The following is a 16,982-nucleotide window of genomic DNA, read 5'->3' as shown; positions in this document are numbered from 1 at the left end:
GCAATCGCTTCGGTAGCAGATCGGCCGCAACCAAGTCGGCAGGGTGCTTCGCATGGCCACGGGCCATGTCACGGGGGAAGATGTATGACGGAAGCACCGGCGCCTGACGCCTATAATCGTACTGCCCTGTTCTGGATTTGCGTGCTGGCGCTGTTCACCGCAGCGGTCGCCTTTTCGATGCGCACGGCCGCGTCGGATGCGATCCGCCAGGCAGTGTTCGATCCGATCGACCCGGCCAATTCGGGCAGGATGATCGGCGGTGCGCTCGGCGCCGCGTTCAGCGGCTTCGCCTTTTCGCTGCTGGTGCTGAGCCCGTTCCTCGACGTGATCGGGGCGAAGCGCGTGCTGCTGCTGGCGGCGTGCAGCTTTGTCGGCGGATCGTTGCTGATGGTGCTGGCGCCGAGCATGGGCAGCGGGGCAGGCATCGGGACGCTCGTCACCCTCGGCATGGCGCTGACCGGGGTAGGCTGGGGCTGCACCGAGGCCTCGATCAACCCGATGACCGCGGCGCTCTATCCGGCTGACAAGACCCACCGGCTCAACGTGCTGCACGCCTGGTGGCCGGCCGGTATCGTGGTCGGCGGGCTGGCGAGCATCGGCGTGGGGCAGATCGGGCTCGACTGGCGCTGGGACATCGCGCTGATCATGATGCCGGGCATCGCCTTCGGCCTGTGGACGCTCACCCAGAAATTCCCGAAGACCGAAAGCGCGGCGCTGGGTGTCGGTTTCGGCGAGATGATCGCGGTGCCGTTCAAGCGGCCGACCTTCTGGATCTTCTTCGCGATCATGTTCCTGACGGCGTCGGCCGAGCTGGCGCCGGGATCCTGGGTCGATGTCGCGCTGACCCATACGGTGGGCATGAAGGGCATATTGCTGCTCGTCTATGTCTCGGCGATCATGTTCGTGATGCGGCATTTCGCCGGCGTCCTGTCGCACCGCGTTTCCGACATGGGGCTGTTGTGGCTGTGCACGGTGCCGGCGGCGTTGGGCCTGTATCTGCTGAGCGTGGCCTCGTCGCCGGTGACGGCCCTGGTCGCGGCGACGGTGTGGGCGGTGGGCGTTGCCTTCATGTGGCCGACCATGCTGGCGGCGGTGTCGCATCGCTATCCGCGCGGCGGGCCCTGGACGATCGGGCTGGTCGGCTTTGCCGGCGCGATGGCGATCCAGCTGGTGCTGCCGAAGCTCGGCGCGATCTACGACAAGGCCAAGCTGGAACGGGCGGGGGGCGAGGCCGCCTTTGCCGCGCTTCAGCCGGGGCCGGTGCTGAACGACGTGCTGGCCTATGCCGCGACGCGCTCCTTCCAGGTGGTGGCGCTGATCCCCGTCGTGCTCTTCGTGATCTTCGGCGCGGTGCGCATCCTGGAACGCAAGCGCCGGCTCGGCGGTGGAGACGACTGAACCCGCGCTATCCAAGCGCGGTCGCGATGCTATGCTCCGGCTTTCGCTGGAAAAGGGCAAGAGCATGCGGTTGCTGAGCTGGCTTGGTCTCTGGGCATTGTCGCTGTTGGCGATCGCGCCCGTCCAGGGGGAGACGATCGCCTTCACCGGCGCGCGGGTGATCGACGGCACTGGCAGGGCGCCGATCATCGATGGCGTCGTGGTGGTGACCGACGGCAAGATCGCCGCGGTCGGCGCGAAGGGGCGCACCGCGATTCCGGCCGGCGCGACGCGCATCGAGGTGACCGGCAAGACGATCATGCCCGGCATCGTCAACGCGCACGGTCATCTGTTCTTCGACGCCAAATCGGCGGTCCCGGCACGTACCCAGCTGGTCGACCAGCTCGCGCTTTATGCCCGCTACGGCGTCACCACCGTCTACAGCCTGGGCGATGACGGGGTGGAGACGGTGAAGCTGCGCGACGAACTGCGCACCGCGCCGTTCGGGCCCGGCATGGCGCGGCTCTACGTCTCAGGCCCGGTGCTCAACGCCAAGACCCCCGAAGAAGGTCGCGCCACTGTGGCGGCCAATGCCGCGCGCGGCGTGGACATCATCAAGATCCGGCTGGAAGGGCCGCCGGACGCGCCGATCCGCACCCCGGCCGTTTATGGTGCGATGATCGACCAGGCGCATCTCGAGAAGCTGCGCATCGCCGTCCATATGTTCACCGCCGACGAGACGAAGGGCGTGGTCGATGCGGGCGCCGACATCCTCGCCCACAGCATCCGCGACCGCGATGCCGACCCGGCACTGATCGCCGCGATCAAGGCGAACGGCGTGGGTTATATCCCGACGCTGACGCGCGACCTTTCCGTGTTCGTCTATGAATCCACCCCCGATTTCACGACCGATCCCTTCTTCACCCGGGAAGCGGCCTATCGCGCGCCGCTCGCCGCCCTGCTCGATCCGGAAGCGCAGGCGAAGGTGAAGGCGAGCGCCAGTGCGCAGGCGATCAAGCCGGCGCTGGAGCAGGCCAAGCGCAACCTCAAGCTGCTGTCCGACGCCGGCGTGCAGATCGCGATGGGCACCGATACGGGCGCGCCCACCGGCCGCTGGCAGGGCTATTTCGAGCATCTCGAAATGCAGATGATGGTCGAGGCGGGCCTGACGCCGATGAAGGTGATCGTCGCCGCGACCGGCGGTGCGGCCAAGGTGATGCGGATCGACGACATGGTCGGCACGCTCAGGCCCGGTCGGCAGGCCGACCTGCTGGTGCTTGGTGCCAATCCGCTGGCCGATATCCGCAACACACACAGCCTGGAGCAGGTGTGGATCGCCGGCCGCAAGCTGGATTGAGGATTCCAACAACGACTCGGATTTATCGCTGTTTCAGCGGCTTTATTTTTTCTTCCGCTGTTATGTTGGATTTTCGGCTCGATTTTTCGATCTGTTTCCAGCATGTTAGGCCGCGTTTTCCCTGTTACGGATAACAGCGGAAAAAATCGGCGCATTCTGTCGAAAAAACACGAAAACAGACGAGGTTTTCCGCTGTAACGCGCGAGCCGAGCGGCCAACATTTACGGTCACAATGAGAAAGAGCGCCGGATTTCCGGCGGCGCCGCGCTCGCACGGATTGCGCCAAGGTTGAATCAATCTTGTCGTTCCGCCATCGAAATGATCTTGTCATTCCACGGACTTATTCCGCGCTTAGGGGCCCCGTCAGTGGGGCTCGTCCAGCGAAATCGATAACGATTCGAGGGACCGTGACGTTCGTCTCGGTTCGGGAAAAGCCGCGCGCCCAGTTCAGATTAAAAGGGGTTCCCCGTGTCCAGATCGACCGTTGCCAAATCTTCGCTCCTGTTCGGCGCCGCTATCAGCGCGCTGCTTTGTTCGACCGGAGCCTTCGCCCAGGAGGCCGCCACGCCGGCGGCGCAGGAGTCGGCGGACGCCGGGCTGAACGACATCGTGGTGACGGCGGAGCGGCGCCCCGAGACGGTGCTGAAATCGCCTCTGTCGGTCACGGCGCTCACCGGTGATTCGCTGCGCTCCTTCCAGACCGGCGGCGACGACATCCTGTCGCTCTCCGGCCGCGTGCCCGGCCTCTATGCCGAGACGACGACCGGCCGTATCTTCCCGCGCTTCTACATTCGCGGCCTGGGCAACATCGACTTTTACCTTGGCGCATCGCAGCCGGTGTCGATCATCCAGGACGATGTCGTGCTCGAGCATGTCGTGCTGAAGTCGAACCCGGTGTTCGACGTGGCGCAGACCGAAGTGCTGCGCGGCCCGCAGGGATCGCTGTTCGGCCGTAATACGACGGCGGGCATCATCAAGTTCGACACGATCAAGCCGACCCAGACGTTCGAAGGCCGCGGCCAGTTCTCCTATGGCAGCTACAACACGATCACGGCCGACGCCGGCGTGGGTGGCCCGATCGTCGAGGATCTGCTCGCGTTCCGTGTGTCGGCGCTGTACCAGCACCGCGACAACTGGGTCGACAACACCTTCACCGGCACCAGCGCCGACGGCACCGTTTCGCCGCAGAAGGACGCGATGGGCGGCTTCGACGAGCGCGACGTTCGTTTCCAGCTGCTGTTCACCCCGGGCGACCGCCTCTCGGTCAACGTCTCGGCGCATGTCCGCGACTATGATGGCACCTCGACCCTGTTCCACCGCGCCGCGCTGAAGAAGGGCTCGAACAGCGTTGATGCCGAGCCGCGCGACAAGGTCGCGTTCGACGAAGCGATGAACAACCCGCAGGCCTATACGACCTATGGCGAGTCGGTTCGCGCTGCCTATGATTTCGGCGGCGTCGTGCTGACCTCGATCAGCGCGTACGAGACGACCCAGGGCTTCAGTCGCGGCGACACCGATGGCGGCGCGGCGGCCAATTTCGGCGGGACCGGCTTCGGCCAATCGCAGGGCAATGTCCGCAGCCTCGACCAGCTCAGCCAGGAAGTCCGGCTCGCCAGCGACGGCGACGGCCCGTTCAAGTGGCAGATCGGCGGCATGTATTTCGATTCCCGCGACATCACCGATTTCTACCAGCGCGCCTATTTCCTCAACACCGCCGCGCGCAACCCGAACAACTGGGTGCGGCTGCATGACGTGAACACCTCCTGGGCGGCGTTCGGCCAGGTCAGCTACAAGATCCTGCCGAACCTGACGCTCACCGCCGGCGGCCGGGTGACCGAGGACAAGAAGACCACCCAGCTGCTGAAGACGGCCAACACCGCGGCGAACGCCGTGACCTATACCGGCCGCCGCTTCGTCGAACTGAAGGATACGCAGCCGAGCTGGGATTTCAGTGCGCTGTACGAGGCGAGTTCGGATCTCAGCCTCTATGCGCGCGTCGCGCGCGGCTTCCGCGGGCCGACCATCCAGGGCCGGTCGGCGGTGTTCAATTCGGACTTCACCACGGCAAATTCCGAGACGATCCTGTCCTGGGAAGCAGGCTTCAAGAGCCGGCTGTTCAACAACATGCTGAGCCTGAACGCAACGGCCTTCACCTACACGGTCGACGACATCCAGCTGAACGGCAATGATTCCAACGGCAACGGCGTGCTGTTCAATGCCGACAAGGCCAAGGCGTACGGCCTTGAAGCCGAGGCGGAGTTCCGCCCGACGTCCAATTTGAGCCTCGGCCTGGGCCTCAGCCTGCTGCACAGCGAGATCAAGGACAAGCGCGTCTATGCGCAGGTCTGCGCGCTGAACGGCGTGGTGGTCTGCACCGTGCAGAACCCGACGATCACGGTCCCCGTGTTCGGGTCGCCGGCGGTGTTCGCCCAGATCGACGGCCAGCCGTTGCCCAACGCACCGGAATATACCGTCAACTTCACCGGCCGCTACGACGTGCCGCTGAGCAATGGCGGCAAGGTGTTCCTGGCGACCGACTGGAACCTGCAGGGCTATACGAACTTCGTGCTCTACAAGACCAAGGAGTTCTATTCGGACGGCACGTTCGAAGGCGGCCTGAAGGTCGGTTACACCGCGCCGGGCGGGGCCTATGAGGTCGCGCTGTTCGGGCGGAACATCACCAACGAGAAGAACCTGAAGGGCGTGATCGAGAATTATATGGCGGCGGTGTTCAACGAACCGCGCGTCATCGGCATCTCGGTGAGCGGCAAGTTCCGCTAAGGGCGGGCAATCGATCGCCGCCCGTCATACCCTTCAGGCTGACGGGCGGCGTGTTTCCTCAGGCGGTCATCCGGGCGAGTTCGACTCCCAGCTTGTCGAGCGACTGGCTCCAGCCCATTGGCGCACCCTGAACCATCATCGGCGCCAGGGTCAGGTCGGCAAAGACATAGGTCTGCACGACATCGACCCGGGTGCCGCCAGCTTCGTCCGAGAAATTCACCTCGGTCCAGGCGTTGAACAGCAACTTCCCGTCCCCGGTCTCGGCGCGCAGATCGAGCACCAGCCGTTCGTCCGGCACCAGTTCGGCAACCGTACCGCGCGTCCAATTGTCCTTGCCGTCGGGCGCCCGCATGCAGACGTCGAAAGTGCCGCCGATCCGCATGTCCACCGTCGCGTCGGGCGTGGTGTAGACTGCCGGCGAGAACCATTGCTTCACATGCTCGGCGGTGCTCCATGCCTCGAACACGATCGGGCGCGGCACCGGGTAGACGCGCGAGATGCGCAGGGGTTCGGTCGCTTCAGCCTTTTGTGCCATCATCGTCTCCTTTGTTCATGAGCGTTTCGAGATAGGTGCCGAGCCGGTCGAGGCGGTGATCCCATTCGAGGCGGCGCTGCTGGATCCATTGCTCCGCCTGGCCCAGCGCGGCGGTATCGAGGCTGCAGGTGCGCACGCGCCCGATCTTCTCCGACCGGACCAGCCCCGAGCTTTCGAGCAAGGAGAGGTGCTGCATGACCGCGGGCAGCGACATGGCGAGCGGGCGGGCAAGCTCGCTGACCGAGGCCTCGCCGCGCGACAGGCGCTCGACGATCGACCGGCGGGTGCGGTCGGCCAGGGCGCTGAAGGCGAGATCGAGCGAATCGTGTTGGTTAAGCATATGCCTAACTATCGCGGCAGAGATAGTTAGGCAATAGCTTTAGTGTTCGTTCGTGAAGGGCGGGTCAGGCTTTCCAGTCGCCTGATTTGCCGCCGGTCTTGGTCAGCAGGCGCACGCCGCCGATCGTCATCCCTTTGTCGATCGCCTTGGCCATGTCGTAGATCGTCAGCAGCGTGACCGAGACGGCGGTGAGCGCTTCCATCTCGACGCCGGTCTTGCCCTCGGTCGCGGCGGTGGCGGTGGCGGTCACGCCCGTTTCGTCCACGGACAGGTCGATGGCGACGCGGGTGAGGGGCAGGGGATGGCAGAGCGGGATCAGCTCAGCGGTGCGCTTTGCGGCCATGATGCCGGCGACGCGGGCGACGGCGAGGACATCGCCCTTCAATGCGGTACCGTCGCGGATGGCGCCGGCGGCTTCGGGCGACATGTCGATGCGGCCGGTGGCCCTGGCTTCGCGGGCGGTGATGGCCTTGCCCGAGACGTCGACCATGTGCGCCGCGCCGGTGTCGTCGAGATGGGTTAGGGTCATACGGCTGGCCTTCGTTTTCGTGCGAGCGCTCCACTTCCTCCGTTCGCCCTGAGCTTGTCGAAGGGCTGCTCTTCTCTTCCGCGGAAGCAAGGACAGGGCTTCGACAAGCTCAGCCCGAACGGGGGAGGGATTGTCTGTCCCAGTCCTTCTAGCGCCTGGGCCTGTTTCTCGACTACGCTCGAAACGAACGGAAGGAAAATCGGGTCTTTGCTCCCTGATTCACCCGCTTCGCCTGGTAAGCTGACCGTTACCCCGGACTTGTTCCGGGGGCCATGGCTCCGCACACGCACCGGCCGCAGCTCTCGGGGAGACATGGATGCCGGAACAAGCCCGGCATGACGGTGGGGAAGGGGCGCGAAAATCTCGCGATCCGGCTATCCCACCAGCGCCCGCGTCGCCGCCTCCACATCATGCTGGCGCATCAACGCCTCGCCGATCAGGAAGCAGTGAACGCCGTGTTCCGCCATCTGGTCGAGATCGGCGCGGATGGTGAGGCCGCTTTCGGCGACGAAGGTGCAGTCGGCGGGCGCCTTGCCGATCAGGCGATAGGTGTTGTCGAAATCGACGGTGAAGTCGCGCAAATTGCGGTTGTTGACCCCGATCAGCCGCGACTTGAGCTTCAGTGCGCGCTCAAGCTCCTTCGCATCGTGCACCTCGACCAGCACGTCCATGCCGCAGTCGATCGCACTTGCCTCGATCTCGGCGAGCAGGCCGTCGTCGAGCGCGGCCATGATCAGCAGGATCGCGTCGGCCCCGATCGCGCGGGACTCCGGCACCTGCCAGGGATCGACCATGAAGTCCTTGCGCAGCACCGGCAGGCCGCAGGCGTCGCGCGCCGCAGTGAGATAGGAATCCGCCCCCTGGAACCAGGGCTCGTCGGTCAGCACCGAGAGGCACGCCGCGCCGCCGGCCTCATAGGCACGGGCATGGGCGGGGGGATCGAAATCGGCGCGGATCAGGCCTTTCGAAGGGCTGGCCTTCTTGATCTCGGCGATCAGGGCATGGCCGGTCTTCGCCTTTGCGTCGAGCGCGGCGCGGAAGCCGCGCGGCTTCGACTGGCGTTCGATGCAGGCGTCGATCTCCGACAGCGGCATGGTCGCCTTGCGCGCGGCGACTTCGGCGCGCTTGGTTTCGAGGATTCGTTCGAGGATATCGGTCATGGATAGGCGATCCAGCGATCGAGCAGGCCGTTGGCCGCGCCGGAATCGATCGCTTCGGCGGCCAGTGCCGCGCCGTCGATGAGGTCGGCGGCTTTCCCCGCGACCATCAGCGCGGCGGCCGAGTTGAGCAGGACGGCGTCGCGATATCCGCCATGCTCGCCGGCGAGCAGGCGGCGCAGCGCCGCGGCGTTATAGTCGGGGTCGCCGCCGCGGATGGCCGCGATGGCGTGGCGGGGCAGGCCGGCGTCTTCGGGCGCGATGCGGGTCGGCATCGAGAGGCTGCCGACGCTGACCGTGATGGTCGGGCCGGCGCCGGAGACTTCGTCCAGACCCTCCTCGCCCGAGACGACCAACGCCGCCTCGGTGCCGAGCTGTTCGAGCGCCTGGGCATAGGGCACGGCATAATCGGGGCGGGCGATGCCGATGAGCTGGCGGGTGACGCGCGCCGGATTGGCGAGCGGGCCCATCAGGTTGAAGATGGTGCGGCGGCCGATATGGCGGCGGATCGGGGTGATGCGCTTCATCACCGGGTGATGATTCGCCGCGAACAGGAAGGCGATGCCGATATCGCGCAGGCTCGCCTCGGCGTTCAGGCCGGCGCGTTCCATGTCGAGGCCGAGCGCCTCGAGCGTATCGGCGGCGCCGGCCTTGCTCGAGGCGGCGCGATTGCCGTGCTTGGCGACCGGCACGCCGCAGGCAGCGACGATGATCGAGACCGCGGTGGAGACGTTCAATGTGTGATGGCCGTCGCCGCCGGTGCCGCACACGTCGATCGCGCCGTGCGGCGCGTCGATCGGGATGAGGCGGGCGCGGAGCGCCTTGGCGGCCTCGGCAATTTCGATGCTCGTCTCGCCCCGGTCGCTGAGCGCGATGAGGAATTCGGCGATCGCCTCTTCCGAGGTCTTCGCGTCGAGGATGTCGGCGAAGGCCTGCGCCGCGCTTTCGTGGGAAAGCGGGGTGGAGGGGTCGGGGAGGAGGGATAGGGTGGTCATGAGCGAGCCGTACCCCTCACCGTTCGTTTCGAGCGTAGTCGAGAAACATTGGCGAAGCGCTCAGCCCGGTTTCTCGACTTCGCTCGAAACGAACGGAGGGAAAGTGCCGCTGCCTTCACGCCAGCGCCTTCACATCGATGCCGGCCAGCCGGACGAAATTCGCCAGCAGCGCATGGCCATGTTCGGTCGCGATGCTCTCCGGGTGGAACTGCACGCCGTGGATCGGCAGGGTCGCGTGGCGGAAGCCCATCACCGATCCGTCGTCGGCGGTCGCGTTGACGATCAGGTCGGCGGGAATGTCCTCGACGATCAGCGAGTGATAGCGCGTCGCGGTGAAGGGCGAGGGCAGGCCTTCGAACAGGCCGGTGCCGTCGTGCGAGACGGGCGAGGTCTTGCCGTGCATCAGCCCGCCCCGCACGACCTGGCCGCCGAAATGCTGGCCGATCGCCTGATGACCGAGGCAGACGCCGAGCAGCGGTTTTTCCGCCCGGGCGCAGGCCGCGACGAGATCGAGGCTGATGCCCGCCTCGTTCGGCGTGCAGGGGCCGGGCGAGATGAGGAAGCCCTGCGCGTTGCTCTCGATCGCCTCGCGCGCGGTGAGGGCGTCGTTGCGCACCACTTTCACCTCGGCGCCCAGCTCCATCAGATAATGGACCAGGTTCCAGGTGAAGCTGTCGTAATTGTCGATGACGAGGATCATGCGCGAGGGCGCTAACGCTTTTGCAGGGCAACCACAATCGGCCCGATCTTCGGACCGGCATCCTTTCGTCCCGTCGCCGGAACCCAGAGCCGCGAGACGGCGCCGTCGAAATAGAGTGCATCGACGCAGCCGAGCCGGCGGAACAGCCTGGCGAAGCGGCCGAACGACACCGGCGCGTCGCTTATCGCGAAATAGGCATGCCCGTTTCCGGCAATGCCGACGCCGTTTCGGATGTTCAACGAGACGCCGTTTGCGTCGAAGCCTGGGTTGATCGCGCCCTTGATGACCAGCATCGGGCCGGACTGAGTGGCGAAGGACAAGGCGGCGGGCCGGTGCGCGGCGAAATCGGCCGTCGTGGCAAGGTGCCAACCCGTTGGGGTGCCGTAGAAGACCCCGTTGGGCGGCGGCGTGTAGAAATTGCCGCCGCCGCTGCGTCGATTGAGCCGCACCAGTTGACGGCCATCCTCGACATAGAGGCCGATCGGATCGCCGGTGACGCCGAACATGCCGGCATTCATGGCAAAGGCGAGGCGAGGAAAGGCCTTGCCCAGCCGCCCGGGCACACCAGCGAAATCCTGCATCGGTACGCCGTCCGCACCGCGGCCGAGCAGGGCGATGGCGTGGCGTGCCGGATCGGCATCGCACAGGGTGAACGGTGTTCCTTCGAATCTCACGGCGCGGCAGGGCGATTTCCGTGCCGTCGGCGCCTGGGCAGCCGATGGCGCGGTGCAGCTTGCCGCTATAATCGAGAGGGGCAGGCCAAACAGTGCTGCATTTCGGTTCACGACGTCAATCCTACCCAAAGTATGCGCCCTTGGAGCATAGCGCCGTGCCTTTATCGTACCTAGATTATGGCTCACTGCCGCTCCATTCAGGATGGAGCAATGGCCAGTCGCGGACGTTGATACCGCCCAGGAGGTCGCTCTTTATGTTTCGTACCATCGCCATCGCTGCCCTGTTCATGCTTCCCGGAGTGGCGAGCGCGCAGGACCGGCAGGCCGAATCCGGCCAGCCGCCGCAGCGCATCCGCAACGTGACGCTGACTGGTGCCGACAAATGCCCGAAGCCGGCCGAGGGCGAAGTGGTGGTGTGCAGCACGCTGGAAGAACCGTACCGTATCCCGAAGGCGCTGCGCGAGACCAAGAAGAGCGCGGCGACCAATAGCTGGGTCAACCGCGCCGCGACGCTCGACGAAGTCGGGCGCGAGGCGGGCGGCTTGCCGGATACCTGCTCGCCGGTGGGCTCGGGCGGCCAGACCGGCTGCGCGCTGAAGATGAACCAGCAATATGCGGCCGAGCGGGCCGAGAAGAAGCGGCAGGAGAGCGTGATTCCCTGATCCTTGTTCCCCTCCCTGAAAGGGAGGGGTTAGGGGTGGGTGCGCGCGTCCGCGCGCTCCAAAAGCTCGTCTCGCCCGGCACCGAAGCCTTGATCAGGGCATCGAGCCCCGATCAAGGCTGCCCCACCCCTTGCCCCTCCCCGAGGGGGAGGGGTGAAAAAGGGTTATTGCCCGAACCCGCTTTCGGATGCCTGCGCCACCGCTTCGCGCGCCGCAGCCAGAAGCGCGCCGGCCTTGGCCTCGCATTCGCGCTGCTCGTACGCCGGGTCGCTGTCGGCGACGATGCCGGCGCCGGCCTGGACGTGCATGACGCCGTCCTTCACCACCGCGGTGCGCAACACGATGCAGCTGTCCATCGATCCGTCGGGCGAGAAATAGCCGACGCCGCCGGCATAGGCGCCGCGCACTTCCTGCTCCAGCTCGGCGATCACGCCGCAGGCGCGCACTTTCGGCGCGCCGCTGACCGTGCCTGCGGGAAAGCCCGCGAACAGCGCGTCGAGCGCGTCGTGGCTGTTGTCGAGCCGGCCGACCACGTTCGACACGATGTGCATGACATGGCTGTACAGCTCGGTGGTGTAGCTCGCCGTCACCCTGACGCTGCCCGCCTCTGCCACACGGCCGACATCGTTGCGGCCGAGATCGAGCAGCATCAGATGCTCGGCGCGTTCCTTGGGGTCGGCGAGCAGGCTCTGGCGGTTGGCTTCGTCCTCGACCGCCGTACGCCCACGCGGGCGCGTGCCGGCGATCGGGCGGATGGTGACCTCCCCGTCGCGCACGCGGACCAGGATCTCCGGGCTCGACCCGGTCAGCGCGAAGCCGGGCAGGTCGAGATGGTAGAGGAAGGGCGACGGGTTGATCCGGCGCAGCGCACGGTAAAGCTCGAACGCGGGCAGCGCGAAGGGCGCGGTGAAGCGCTGGGCGAGCACGACCTGAAAGATGTCGCCGGCGACGATATAATCCTTGGCGCGCGCGACCATCTCGCCATAGCGGCCCTCGGGCAGCACCGGCGTGAGCGCGATGTCGGCGGTGTCGACCGCGCGCACCGGCGCGGGGAGCGCGGCGGTGGCGAGGCGGGCGGCGACCGCGTCGATCCGGTCCTGCGCCTCGGCGACGATCGCGCCGGGCTGACGCGCCGCATCGGGCCAGACGGGCGCGACGAGGAACAGCGCATCGGCCAGCCGGTCGAAGATCAGCACCACCGTCGGGCGCACGAACATCATGTCGGGCAGGCCGAGCGGGTCGTTCGCCGGGCGATCGAGCTTTTCGACCAGCCCGACCGTCTCATAGCCGAAATAGCCGACCAGACAGGCAAGCGCAGGGGGCAGTTCCGCGGGCACGTCCATGCGGCAGGTCGCGACGAGCGCGCGCAACGCCTCCAGCGTCGAGGCCTCGCAAGGCTCGAACGCCGCCTTGTCGGTCAGCCAGTGGCGGTTGACCTCCGCGCGGGCGCCGGCGGCGCGGAACACCAGGTCGGGGGCGAGGCCGATCAGGCTGTGCCGGCCGCGCGTCGCGCCGCCTTCGACCGATTCGAGCAGGAAATCGCCGCGGCCCGGCTCGATCAGCTTGAGCGCCGCCGCGACCGGGGTCTCGGTGTCGGCGATCTGGCGGCGCCAGACGAGCGCCGGCCGCCCGCCCGCAAGGGCGGAGACGGCGGCCCCGGTCATCGCGGACGCCCCAGGATTAATTGGAGCCGCCCTGGCCGACCAGCGCGGCGCGGACCACGCCGATCGCCTTGTCGTTCTTCGTCACGCCGACCGAACGGCGCACCGCCTCGGTGAGCTGCTGGACATATTCGCGGCCGATCGTCTGGCCGATCTGGGCGCGGGCGCGGTCGATCACCGGCTTCTGGCCGGCCGCGTTGCCGCGCTCGATATGGTTCAGATAGACGATGAGCCAGCCAGCCTTGTTCGGCGCCTCGATCATGCGCGCCTTCTTCTCGGTCATGCTGAACATCAGCGTGATCGCCGGCGGCACCGGCTCGCGCGTATTCTCGATCTGCCCGCGCGCGATCGCGGGGACCTGCTGCGGGCCGGGGATGCCCAATTTGGTCTCGGCCATGGACTGGGCGAGCGGCATGCCCTTGTTGACCCGCGCGGTGACGTCGACCGCCGCCTGGCGCGCGAGGCGCTGGGCCCGGTCGATGATGAAGTCGCTGGCGACCCGCTCGCGGATCTGGGCGATCGGGCGCGGCGCGGCGGGCACGATGCGCGCCAGCGACACGACCGCGAAGCTGCCGTCCTCACCCACCGGTACGAGCTGCGGATCGTCGCCCTGTTCGGCGGCGAAGGCGGCGACCAGCGCCTGGGCAAAGGCGGGATCGGCCTTTGACGCGGGATCGTCCGGGTTGAGGCCGGCCGCGGTGAGCGGGACCGAATTGGCGGCGGTGAGCTTCTGGTCGGCGACGATCTCGTCGAAGGTCGCGTTGTTGCCGATCGCATCGTCGATCGCGTCGCGCTTGGCCTGCATCGCGACCACGGCCTTTTCGGCGCCGATCTGCGTGATCAGCTCGGGCCGGGCCTGGTCGAGCGACTTCGCCTCGACCTTCTCGATCCCGTCGACGCGCAGCACGGTGAAGCCGAGCGCGGTGCGGAACGGGCCGAGCACCGCGCCCTTGGCGGCGGCGAAGGCGGCATTGGCGATCTCGGGCGAATTGGCGGTGGTGTAGGCGGGCTTTTCGGCGCCCTTCAGCGTGTTGGGCTCGAACCCGCCGGCGCGGGCGGCTTCCTCGAGCGAACCGGCCTTCGCCTTGGCGACCAGCGCATTGGCGGCTGCCTGATCCGGCACGACGACCTGGACGATGTCGCGCTTTTCGGTCGCCAGGAACCTCTTCTTTTGCAGCTCATAGCCCTTGGCGATCTCCGCCTCGGTCGGGATGGCGCCGGCCTTGATGCCGTCCATCGTCACCGTCGCATAGCGCACGATGCGGCGTTCCGGCACGGTGTAGCGGGCGAGGTTGCGCTTGTAGAAGGCGGCGAGTTCCGCATCGGTGGGCGGCGCGCCCTTGCCCATGGCGGGCGTGGGGATGAAGCCGACCAGGCCGTCGCGCTTTTCGAGCAGCAGCGAGGCGAAGGGCGTGGCGAACTTGACCGGGACATAGCCTTCCGAAGCCGGCACGACCACGAACTGGGCCATCGTCTCGCTCAGCAGATCGGAGCGAACCTGCCTGTCGGTCAGGCGATTGCGCGCGAGGAATTGTTCATAGGCCGACTGGCTGAATTTGCCGTCGAACCCGCGCACGCCGGGCAGGCTGGCGATCCGGCCGTCGATCAGCCGCTTCGAGGCGACCAGGCCCTGGCGCTGCGCGAATTCCTGGAACGCCAGGACATCGATGCTGCGGTTGAGCGTCGAATCCAGGCCGCCCTGGTTGACGAACTGGACCATGTCGATCGTCGGCTGCTCGCGGCGAAGCGCCTCGAGCTGGTTCTGGGCGCGTTCCCTCAGCTCGATCTCGCTGAGCTGCACCTTGCCGACCTTTGCGACCGAATCGCCCGACACGCGGCCGGTGCCGCCAAGGCCGGTGATGTCGCCCATGCCGAACATGAGCGCGATCACGGCAAGCACGCCGAGGGTGATGACGACGCCCACCTTCGAATTGACGGCGCGGCGGATGAGACTGAGCATGGTCGAGAAGAGCCGATCTATGGGGGCTGACAGGGAACGAACTGCGACGCTTTACGGGGAGCGACCCGCTCCTTCAAGCTTGTGCGATTCTGAACGCGCGTTATCGGCTGCGCCAGGAAACGGGGAGACAGGGCTTTGGCACGACGCAGGCTGATCGCGGGGAACTGGAAGATGAACGGCAGCCTGGCGGCGCTGGCCGAGCTTGACGGCATCGCCGCCGCGGCAGTCGCGGCGCCGGGCGTGGATGTCGCGATCGCCGTGCCGGCGACCCTGATCGCCCCAGCCGCCGCCGCTGCGCGCGCGGGTCTCGCGATCGGCGCGCAGGACGTGCATCCGGCGGACAAGGGCGCCCATACTGGCTGCATCTCGGTCGCGCTGGTGAAGGAGGCGGGGGCGTCCTTCTCGATCGTCGGCCATAGCGAGCGCCGCGCGGACTGCCATGAGACCGATGCGCAAGTGAAGGCCAAGGCCGAGGCGCTGCACCGCGGCGGGCTGGGCGCGATCCTGTGCGTCGGCGAGACGCTGGCCGAGCGCGATGCCGGCCGGGCGGAAGACGTGGTGACGGGGCAGCTCGCGGCGTCGCTGCCCGAGGGCGCGGCGGCCGGCTGGCTGTCGATCGCCTATGAGCCGGTCTGGGCGATCGGTACCGGGCGCACGCCGACGGTGGCGGATGTGGCCGCGATGCACGGCGCGATCCGGGCGCGGTTGCGGGAACTGATCGGCGCCGAAGCGGACGCGGTGCGGATTTTGTATGGCGGATCGGTGACGGGGGACAATGCGGCCGAGCTGCTCGGGGCAGGCGATGTCGACGGCGCGCTGGTCGGCGGGGCGAGCCTGACCGCGGCGAAGTTCGTGCCGATTATCGAGGCGGGCGCGGCGCTGGAGTAAAGGCGAAGTATCCGTGTTGGAGGCTGCGGGAAACCGGCAATATTCGCTGATTTTCGCGACCCACCCGCGAGAGGGGCGGAATCGGGCGCTACTGGCGGCCTGCAGCGTGTTTGGAGTATTCGATGCTATAGATCGGGGCGCGCGGTGACGCCGGGCGTGAAAAAGTGCGAGGCGACAATTTGGCGCGTTCTTGCTGAATTTCGCGACCCCTATCGGAATTATTTTCGGCTTTACTTGCGAGTAAATGCAGCGAGAGGGCTTTATTGTCATGACATATCCCCTGGGTCGCCGTGGAGCAGCCATCGGCATGCGCAGTCTAGGCCGGTGCGGAGGCCGGTTGAATTGATGCGGCCCATGCCCGATCAGGGCATCGATTCCGCACGTATGCGACGTCACCATCGTTCGGCCGGGTTGCCGGGTGCGGGGACGGTCGCAGGCGGCGCGCGCCGGGTGAATCGAGGCGGTTGCGCGCGGTGCCGGATTCGGCCGATTCCTCCATTACGGATATAATGCGGATATAATCGGGTCGCGGATTTCTGCTCGGGAGGATGAATCCGCCAAGCGTGAATCAGCGTCGTCGCCCTGTTTGAACCGGAATGGATATACCGAAACCGGAGTTCCGGTTGACGCTGCGACGGTCGCTGGACAGAAAGAGGCAGGAGACGGCGCTCGTCGCCTTCGTTTCACCCCGGGGGGAATATTGCATGCGCGCGCGTTCGCTGTTGCTGGCTGGAGTCGCGTGCGCGGTCCTGTTGGCCGGCCCTTCATCCCAGGCGTCGGAAAACACCGTCTATGTCTATGACGCGCTCGGCCGGCTGGTGACGAGCCAGCGGACGGGCGGCCCGAGCAGCGGTGTGATGATGGCCACCTGCTTCGACCCGGCCGGCAACCGTTCCCAGTATTTCGTGGGGACCAGCGGCGCGCCCGCCTGCGCAACGCCCCTGCCGACGCCGACACCCACCCCTACGCCCACGCCGACACCGACCAACTCGCCGCCGGTGGCGGTCCCGGATTCGACCAGCTTCAACTGCTCGCAATTGAAGACGCTCAATGTCGTCGCCAACGATACGGATCCGGAGAACAACCTGCCGCTGACCGTCGTCAGCGTGACCTCGCTCGACAACAATGCCTGGGCGAGCGTGGTCAGTGCCACCTCGGTCGAGATCGGGGCGAGCATCGCTGGCACCTTCCCGCTGCAATATGTGGTGTCCGACAGCCTCGGCGCGACCTCGACGGGCGACATCACCATCACCACCACCGGGACGAGTTGCCGGCTCAATCCGAACGACGCCCTCAGATTTCACCCGCCAGCCGAGAGTTGACGATGATGTTTTCAATCAAGAAAGTCGCGGTGTCCTGCCGTGTT

At 66.7% G+C, this 16,982-nt stretch carries 15 protein-coding genes; 6 read left to right on the top strand and 9 right to left on the bottom strand.

Annotated elements, in window-relative coordinates; translation table 11 throughout:
• The first annotated feature begins 84 nt into the window (after positions 1–84).
• From AC1RT8_RS05245 to AC1RT8_RS05235, 3 genes are all read left to right on the top strand, one after another.
• Complete coding sequence (locus tag AC1RT8_RS05245; RefSeq protein WP_493074523.1) at positions 85–1,398, top strand: MFS transporter; 1,314 nt, start codon at positions 85–87, stop codon at positions 1,396–1,398.
• Between the two features lie 31 nt (positions 1,399–1,429).
• Positions 1,430–2,734: an amidohydrolase family protein gene (locus tag AC1RT8_RS05240; protein ID WP_493074522.1), complete on the top strand. Its 1,305-nt coding sequence runs from the start codon at positions 1,430–1,432 to the stop codon at positions 2,732–2,734.
• Positions 2,735–3,202: 468 nt separating this feature from the next.
• Positions 3,203–5,515, top strand: a complete 2,313-nt coding sequence (locus tag AC1RT8_RS05235; protein ID WP_493074521.1) for a TonB-dependent receptor — start codon at positions 3,203–3,205, stop codon at positions 5,513–5,515.
• A 58-nt stretch (positions 5,516–5,573) separates the two neighbouring features.
• Here the strand turns inward: AC1RT8_RS05235 and AC1RT8_RS05230 are convergent, their stop codons facing one another.
• The 7 genes from AC1RT8_RS05230 to AC1RT8_RS05200 all read right to left on the bottom strand — a co-directional run bounded on the left by AC1RT8_RS05230 (position 5,574) and on the right by AC1RT8_RS05200 (position 10,445).
• A complete protein-coding gene (locus tag AC1RT8_RS05230) occupies positions 5,574–6,050 on the bottom strand; it encodes an SRPBCC family protein (RefSeq protein WP_493074520.1) in 477 nt (158 codons plus the stop codon).
• Positions 6,034–6,390, bottom strand: a complete 357-nt coding sequence (locus AC1RT8_RS05225) for an ArsR/SmtB family transcription factor (protein ID WP_493074519.1) — start codon at positions 6,388–6,390, stop codon at positions 6,034–6,036. The genes AC1RT8_RS05230 and AC1RT8_RS05225 overlap by 17 nt, the downstream gene beginning before the upstream one ends.
• A gap of 64 nt (positions 6,391–6,454) precedes the next feature.
• Entirely contained in the window at positions 6,455–6,919 is a 465-nt protein-coding gene (gene moaC / locus AC1RT8_RS05220) for a cyclic pyranopterin monophosphate synthase MoaC (RefSeq protein WP_493074518.1), read from the bottom strand.
• 374 nt (positions 6,920–7,293) lie between these two features.
• Positions 7,294–8,079, bottom strand: a complete 786-nt coding sequence (trpC, locus tag AC1RT8_RS05215) for an indole-3-glycerol phosphate synthase TrpC (RefSeq protein WP_493074517.1) — start codon at positions 8,077–8,079, stop codon at positions 7,294–7,296.
• Positions 8,076–9,071, bottom strand: coding sequence for an anthranilate phosphoribosyltransferase (gene trpD, locus AC1RT8_RS05210; RefSeq protein ID WP_493074516.1), 996 nt, complete (start codon positions 9,069–9,071; stop codon positions 8,076–8,078). The genes trpC and trpD overlap by 4 nt, the downstream gene beginning before the upstream one ends.
• Before the next feature lie 115 nt (positions 9,072–9,186).
• Positions 9,187–9,771 carry an anthranilate synthase component II gene (locus tag AC1RT8_RS05205; protein ID WP_493074515.1) on the bottom strand — a complete coding sequence of 195 codons (585 nt, stop codon included), beginning with the start codon at positions 9,769–9,771 and terminating at the stop codon, positions 9,187–9,189.
• Positions 9,772–9,782: 11 nt separating this feature from the next.
• Positions 9,783–10,445, bottom strand: a complete 663-nt coding sequence (locus AC1RT8_RS05200) for a phosphodiester glycosidase family protein (RefSeq protein WP_493074514.1) — start codon at positions 10,443–10,445, stop codon at positions 9,783–9,785.
• A 254-nt stretch (positions 10,446–10,699) separates the two neighbouring features.
• Here AC1RT8_RS05200 and AC1RT8_RS05195 point away from each other — a divergent pair, with 254 nt between their 5' ends.
• Positions 10,700–11,107: a hypothetical protein gene (locus AC1RT8_RS05195; RefSeq protein WP_493074513.1), complete on the top strand. Its 408-nt coding sequence runs from the start codon at positions 10,700–10,702 to the stop codon at positions 11,105–11,107.
• 164 nt (positions 11,108–11,271) lie between these two features.
• Here the strand turns inward: AC1RT8_RS05195 and trpE are convergent, their stop codons facing one another.
• Positions 11,272–12,771, bottom strand: a complete 1,500-nt coding sequence (gene trpE, locus AC1RT8_RS05190; RefSeq protein ID WP_493074512.1) for an anthranilate synthase component I — start codon at positions 12,769–12,771, stop codon at positions 11,272–11,274.
• A gap of 16 nt (positions 12,772–12,787) precedes the next feature.
• Complete coding sequence (locus AC1RT8_RS05185) at positions 12,788–14,728, bottom strand: peptidylprolyl isomerase (RefSeq protein ID WP_493074511.1); 1,941 nt, start codon at positions 14,726–14,728, stop codon at positions 12,788–12,790.
• Between the two features lie 135 nt (positions 14,729–14,863).
• Here AC1RT8_RS05185 and tpiA point away from each other — a divergent pair, with 135 nt between their 5' ends.
• Complete coding sequence (gene tpiA / locus AC1RT8_RS05180) at positions 14,864–15,616, top strand: triose-phosphate isomerase (RefSeq protein WP_493074510.1); 753 nt, start codon at positions 14,864–14,866, stop codon at positions 15,614–15,616.
• A gap of 704 nt (positions 15,617–16,320) precedes the next feature.
• Positions 16,321–16,938, top strand: a complete 618-nt coding sequence (locus AC1RT8_RS05175) for an Ig-like domain-containing protein (protein WP_493074509.1) — start codon at positions 16,321–16,323, stop codon at positions 16,936–16,938.
• The last annotated feature ends 44 nt before the right edge of the window (positions 16,939–16,982 follow it).

The organism is Sphingomonas sp. GW821-FHT10F11, assembly GCF_058809095.1.
The sequence above is the reverse complement of the archived record's forward strand: the minus strand, read 5'-3'. Positions and strand labels throughout refer to the sequence as shown.

Bases quoted from the DNA above. Each gene is read 5' to 3' on its own strand.
- AC1RT8_RS05245 (WP_493074523.1), top strand. From the start codon at position 85: ATGACGGAAGCACCGGCGCCTGACGCCTATAATCGTACTGCCCTGTTC.
- AC1RT8_RS05240 (WP_493074522.1), top strand. From the start codon at position 1,430: ATGCTCCGGCTTTCGCTGGAAAAGGGCAAGAGCATGCGGTTGCTGAGC.
- AC1RT8_RS05230 (WP_493074520.1), bottom strand. From the start codon at position 6,050: ATGGCACAAAAGGCTGAAGCGACCGAACCCCTGCGCATCTCGCGCGTC.
- AC1RT8_RS05225 (WP_493074519.1), bottom strand. From the start codon at position 6,390: ATGCTTAACCAACACGATTCGCTCGATCTCGCCTTCAGCGCCCTGGCC.
- moaC (WP_493074518.1), bottom strand. From the start codon at position 6,919: ATGACCCTAACCCATCTCGACGACACCGGCGCGGCGCACATGGTCGAC.
- trpC (WP_493074517.1), bottom strand. From the start codon at position 8,079: ATGACCGATATCCTCGAACGAATCCTCGAAACCAAGCGCGCCGAAGTC.
- trpD (WP_493074516.1), bottom strand. From the start codon at position 9,071: ATGACCACCCTATCCCTCCTCCCCGACCCCTCCACCCCGCTTTCCCAC.
- AC1RT8_RS05205 (WP_493074515.1), bottom strand. From the start codon at position 9,771: ATGATCCTCGTCATCGACAATTACGACAGCTTCACCTGGAACCTGGTC.
- AC1RT8_RS05195 (WP_493074513.1), top strand. From the start codon at position 10,700: ATGTTTCGTACCATCGCCATCGCTGCCCTGTTCATGCTTCCCGGAGTG.
- trpE (WP_493074512.1), bottom strand. From the start codon at position 12,771: ATGACCGGGGCCGCCGTCTCCGCCCTTGCGGGCGGGCGGCCGGCGCTC.
- AC1RT8_RS05185 (WP_493074511.1), bottom strand. From the start codon at position 14,728: ATGCTCAGTCTCATCCGCCGCGCCGTCAATTCGAAGGTGGGCGTCGTC.
- AC1RT8_RS05175 (WP_493074509.1), top strand. From the start codon at position 16,321: ATGCGCGCGCGTTCGCTGTTGCTGGCTGGAGTCGCGTGCGCGGTCCTG.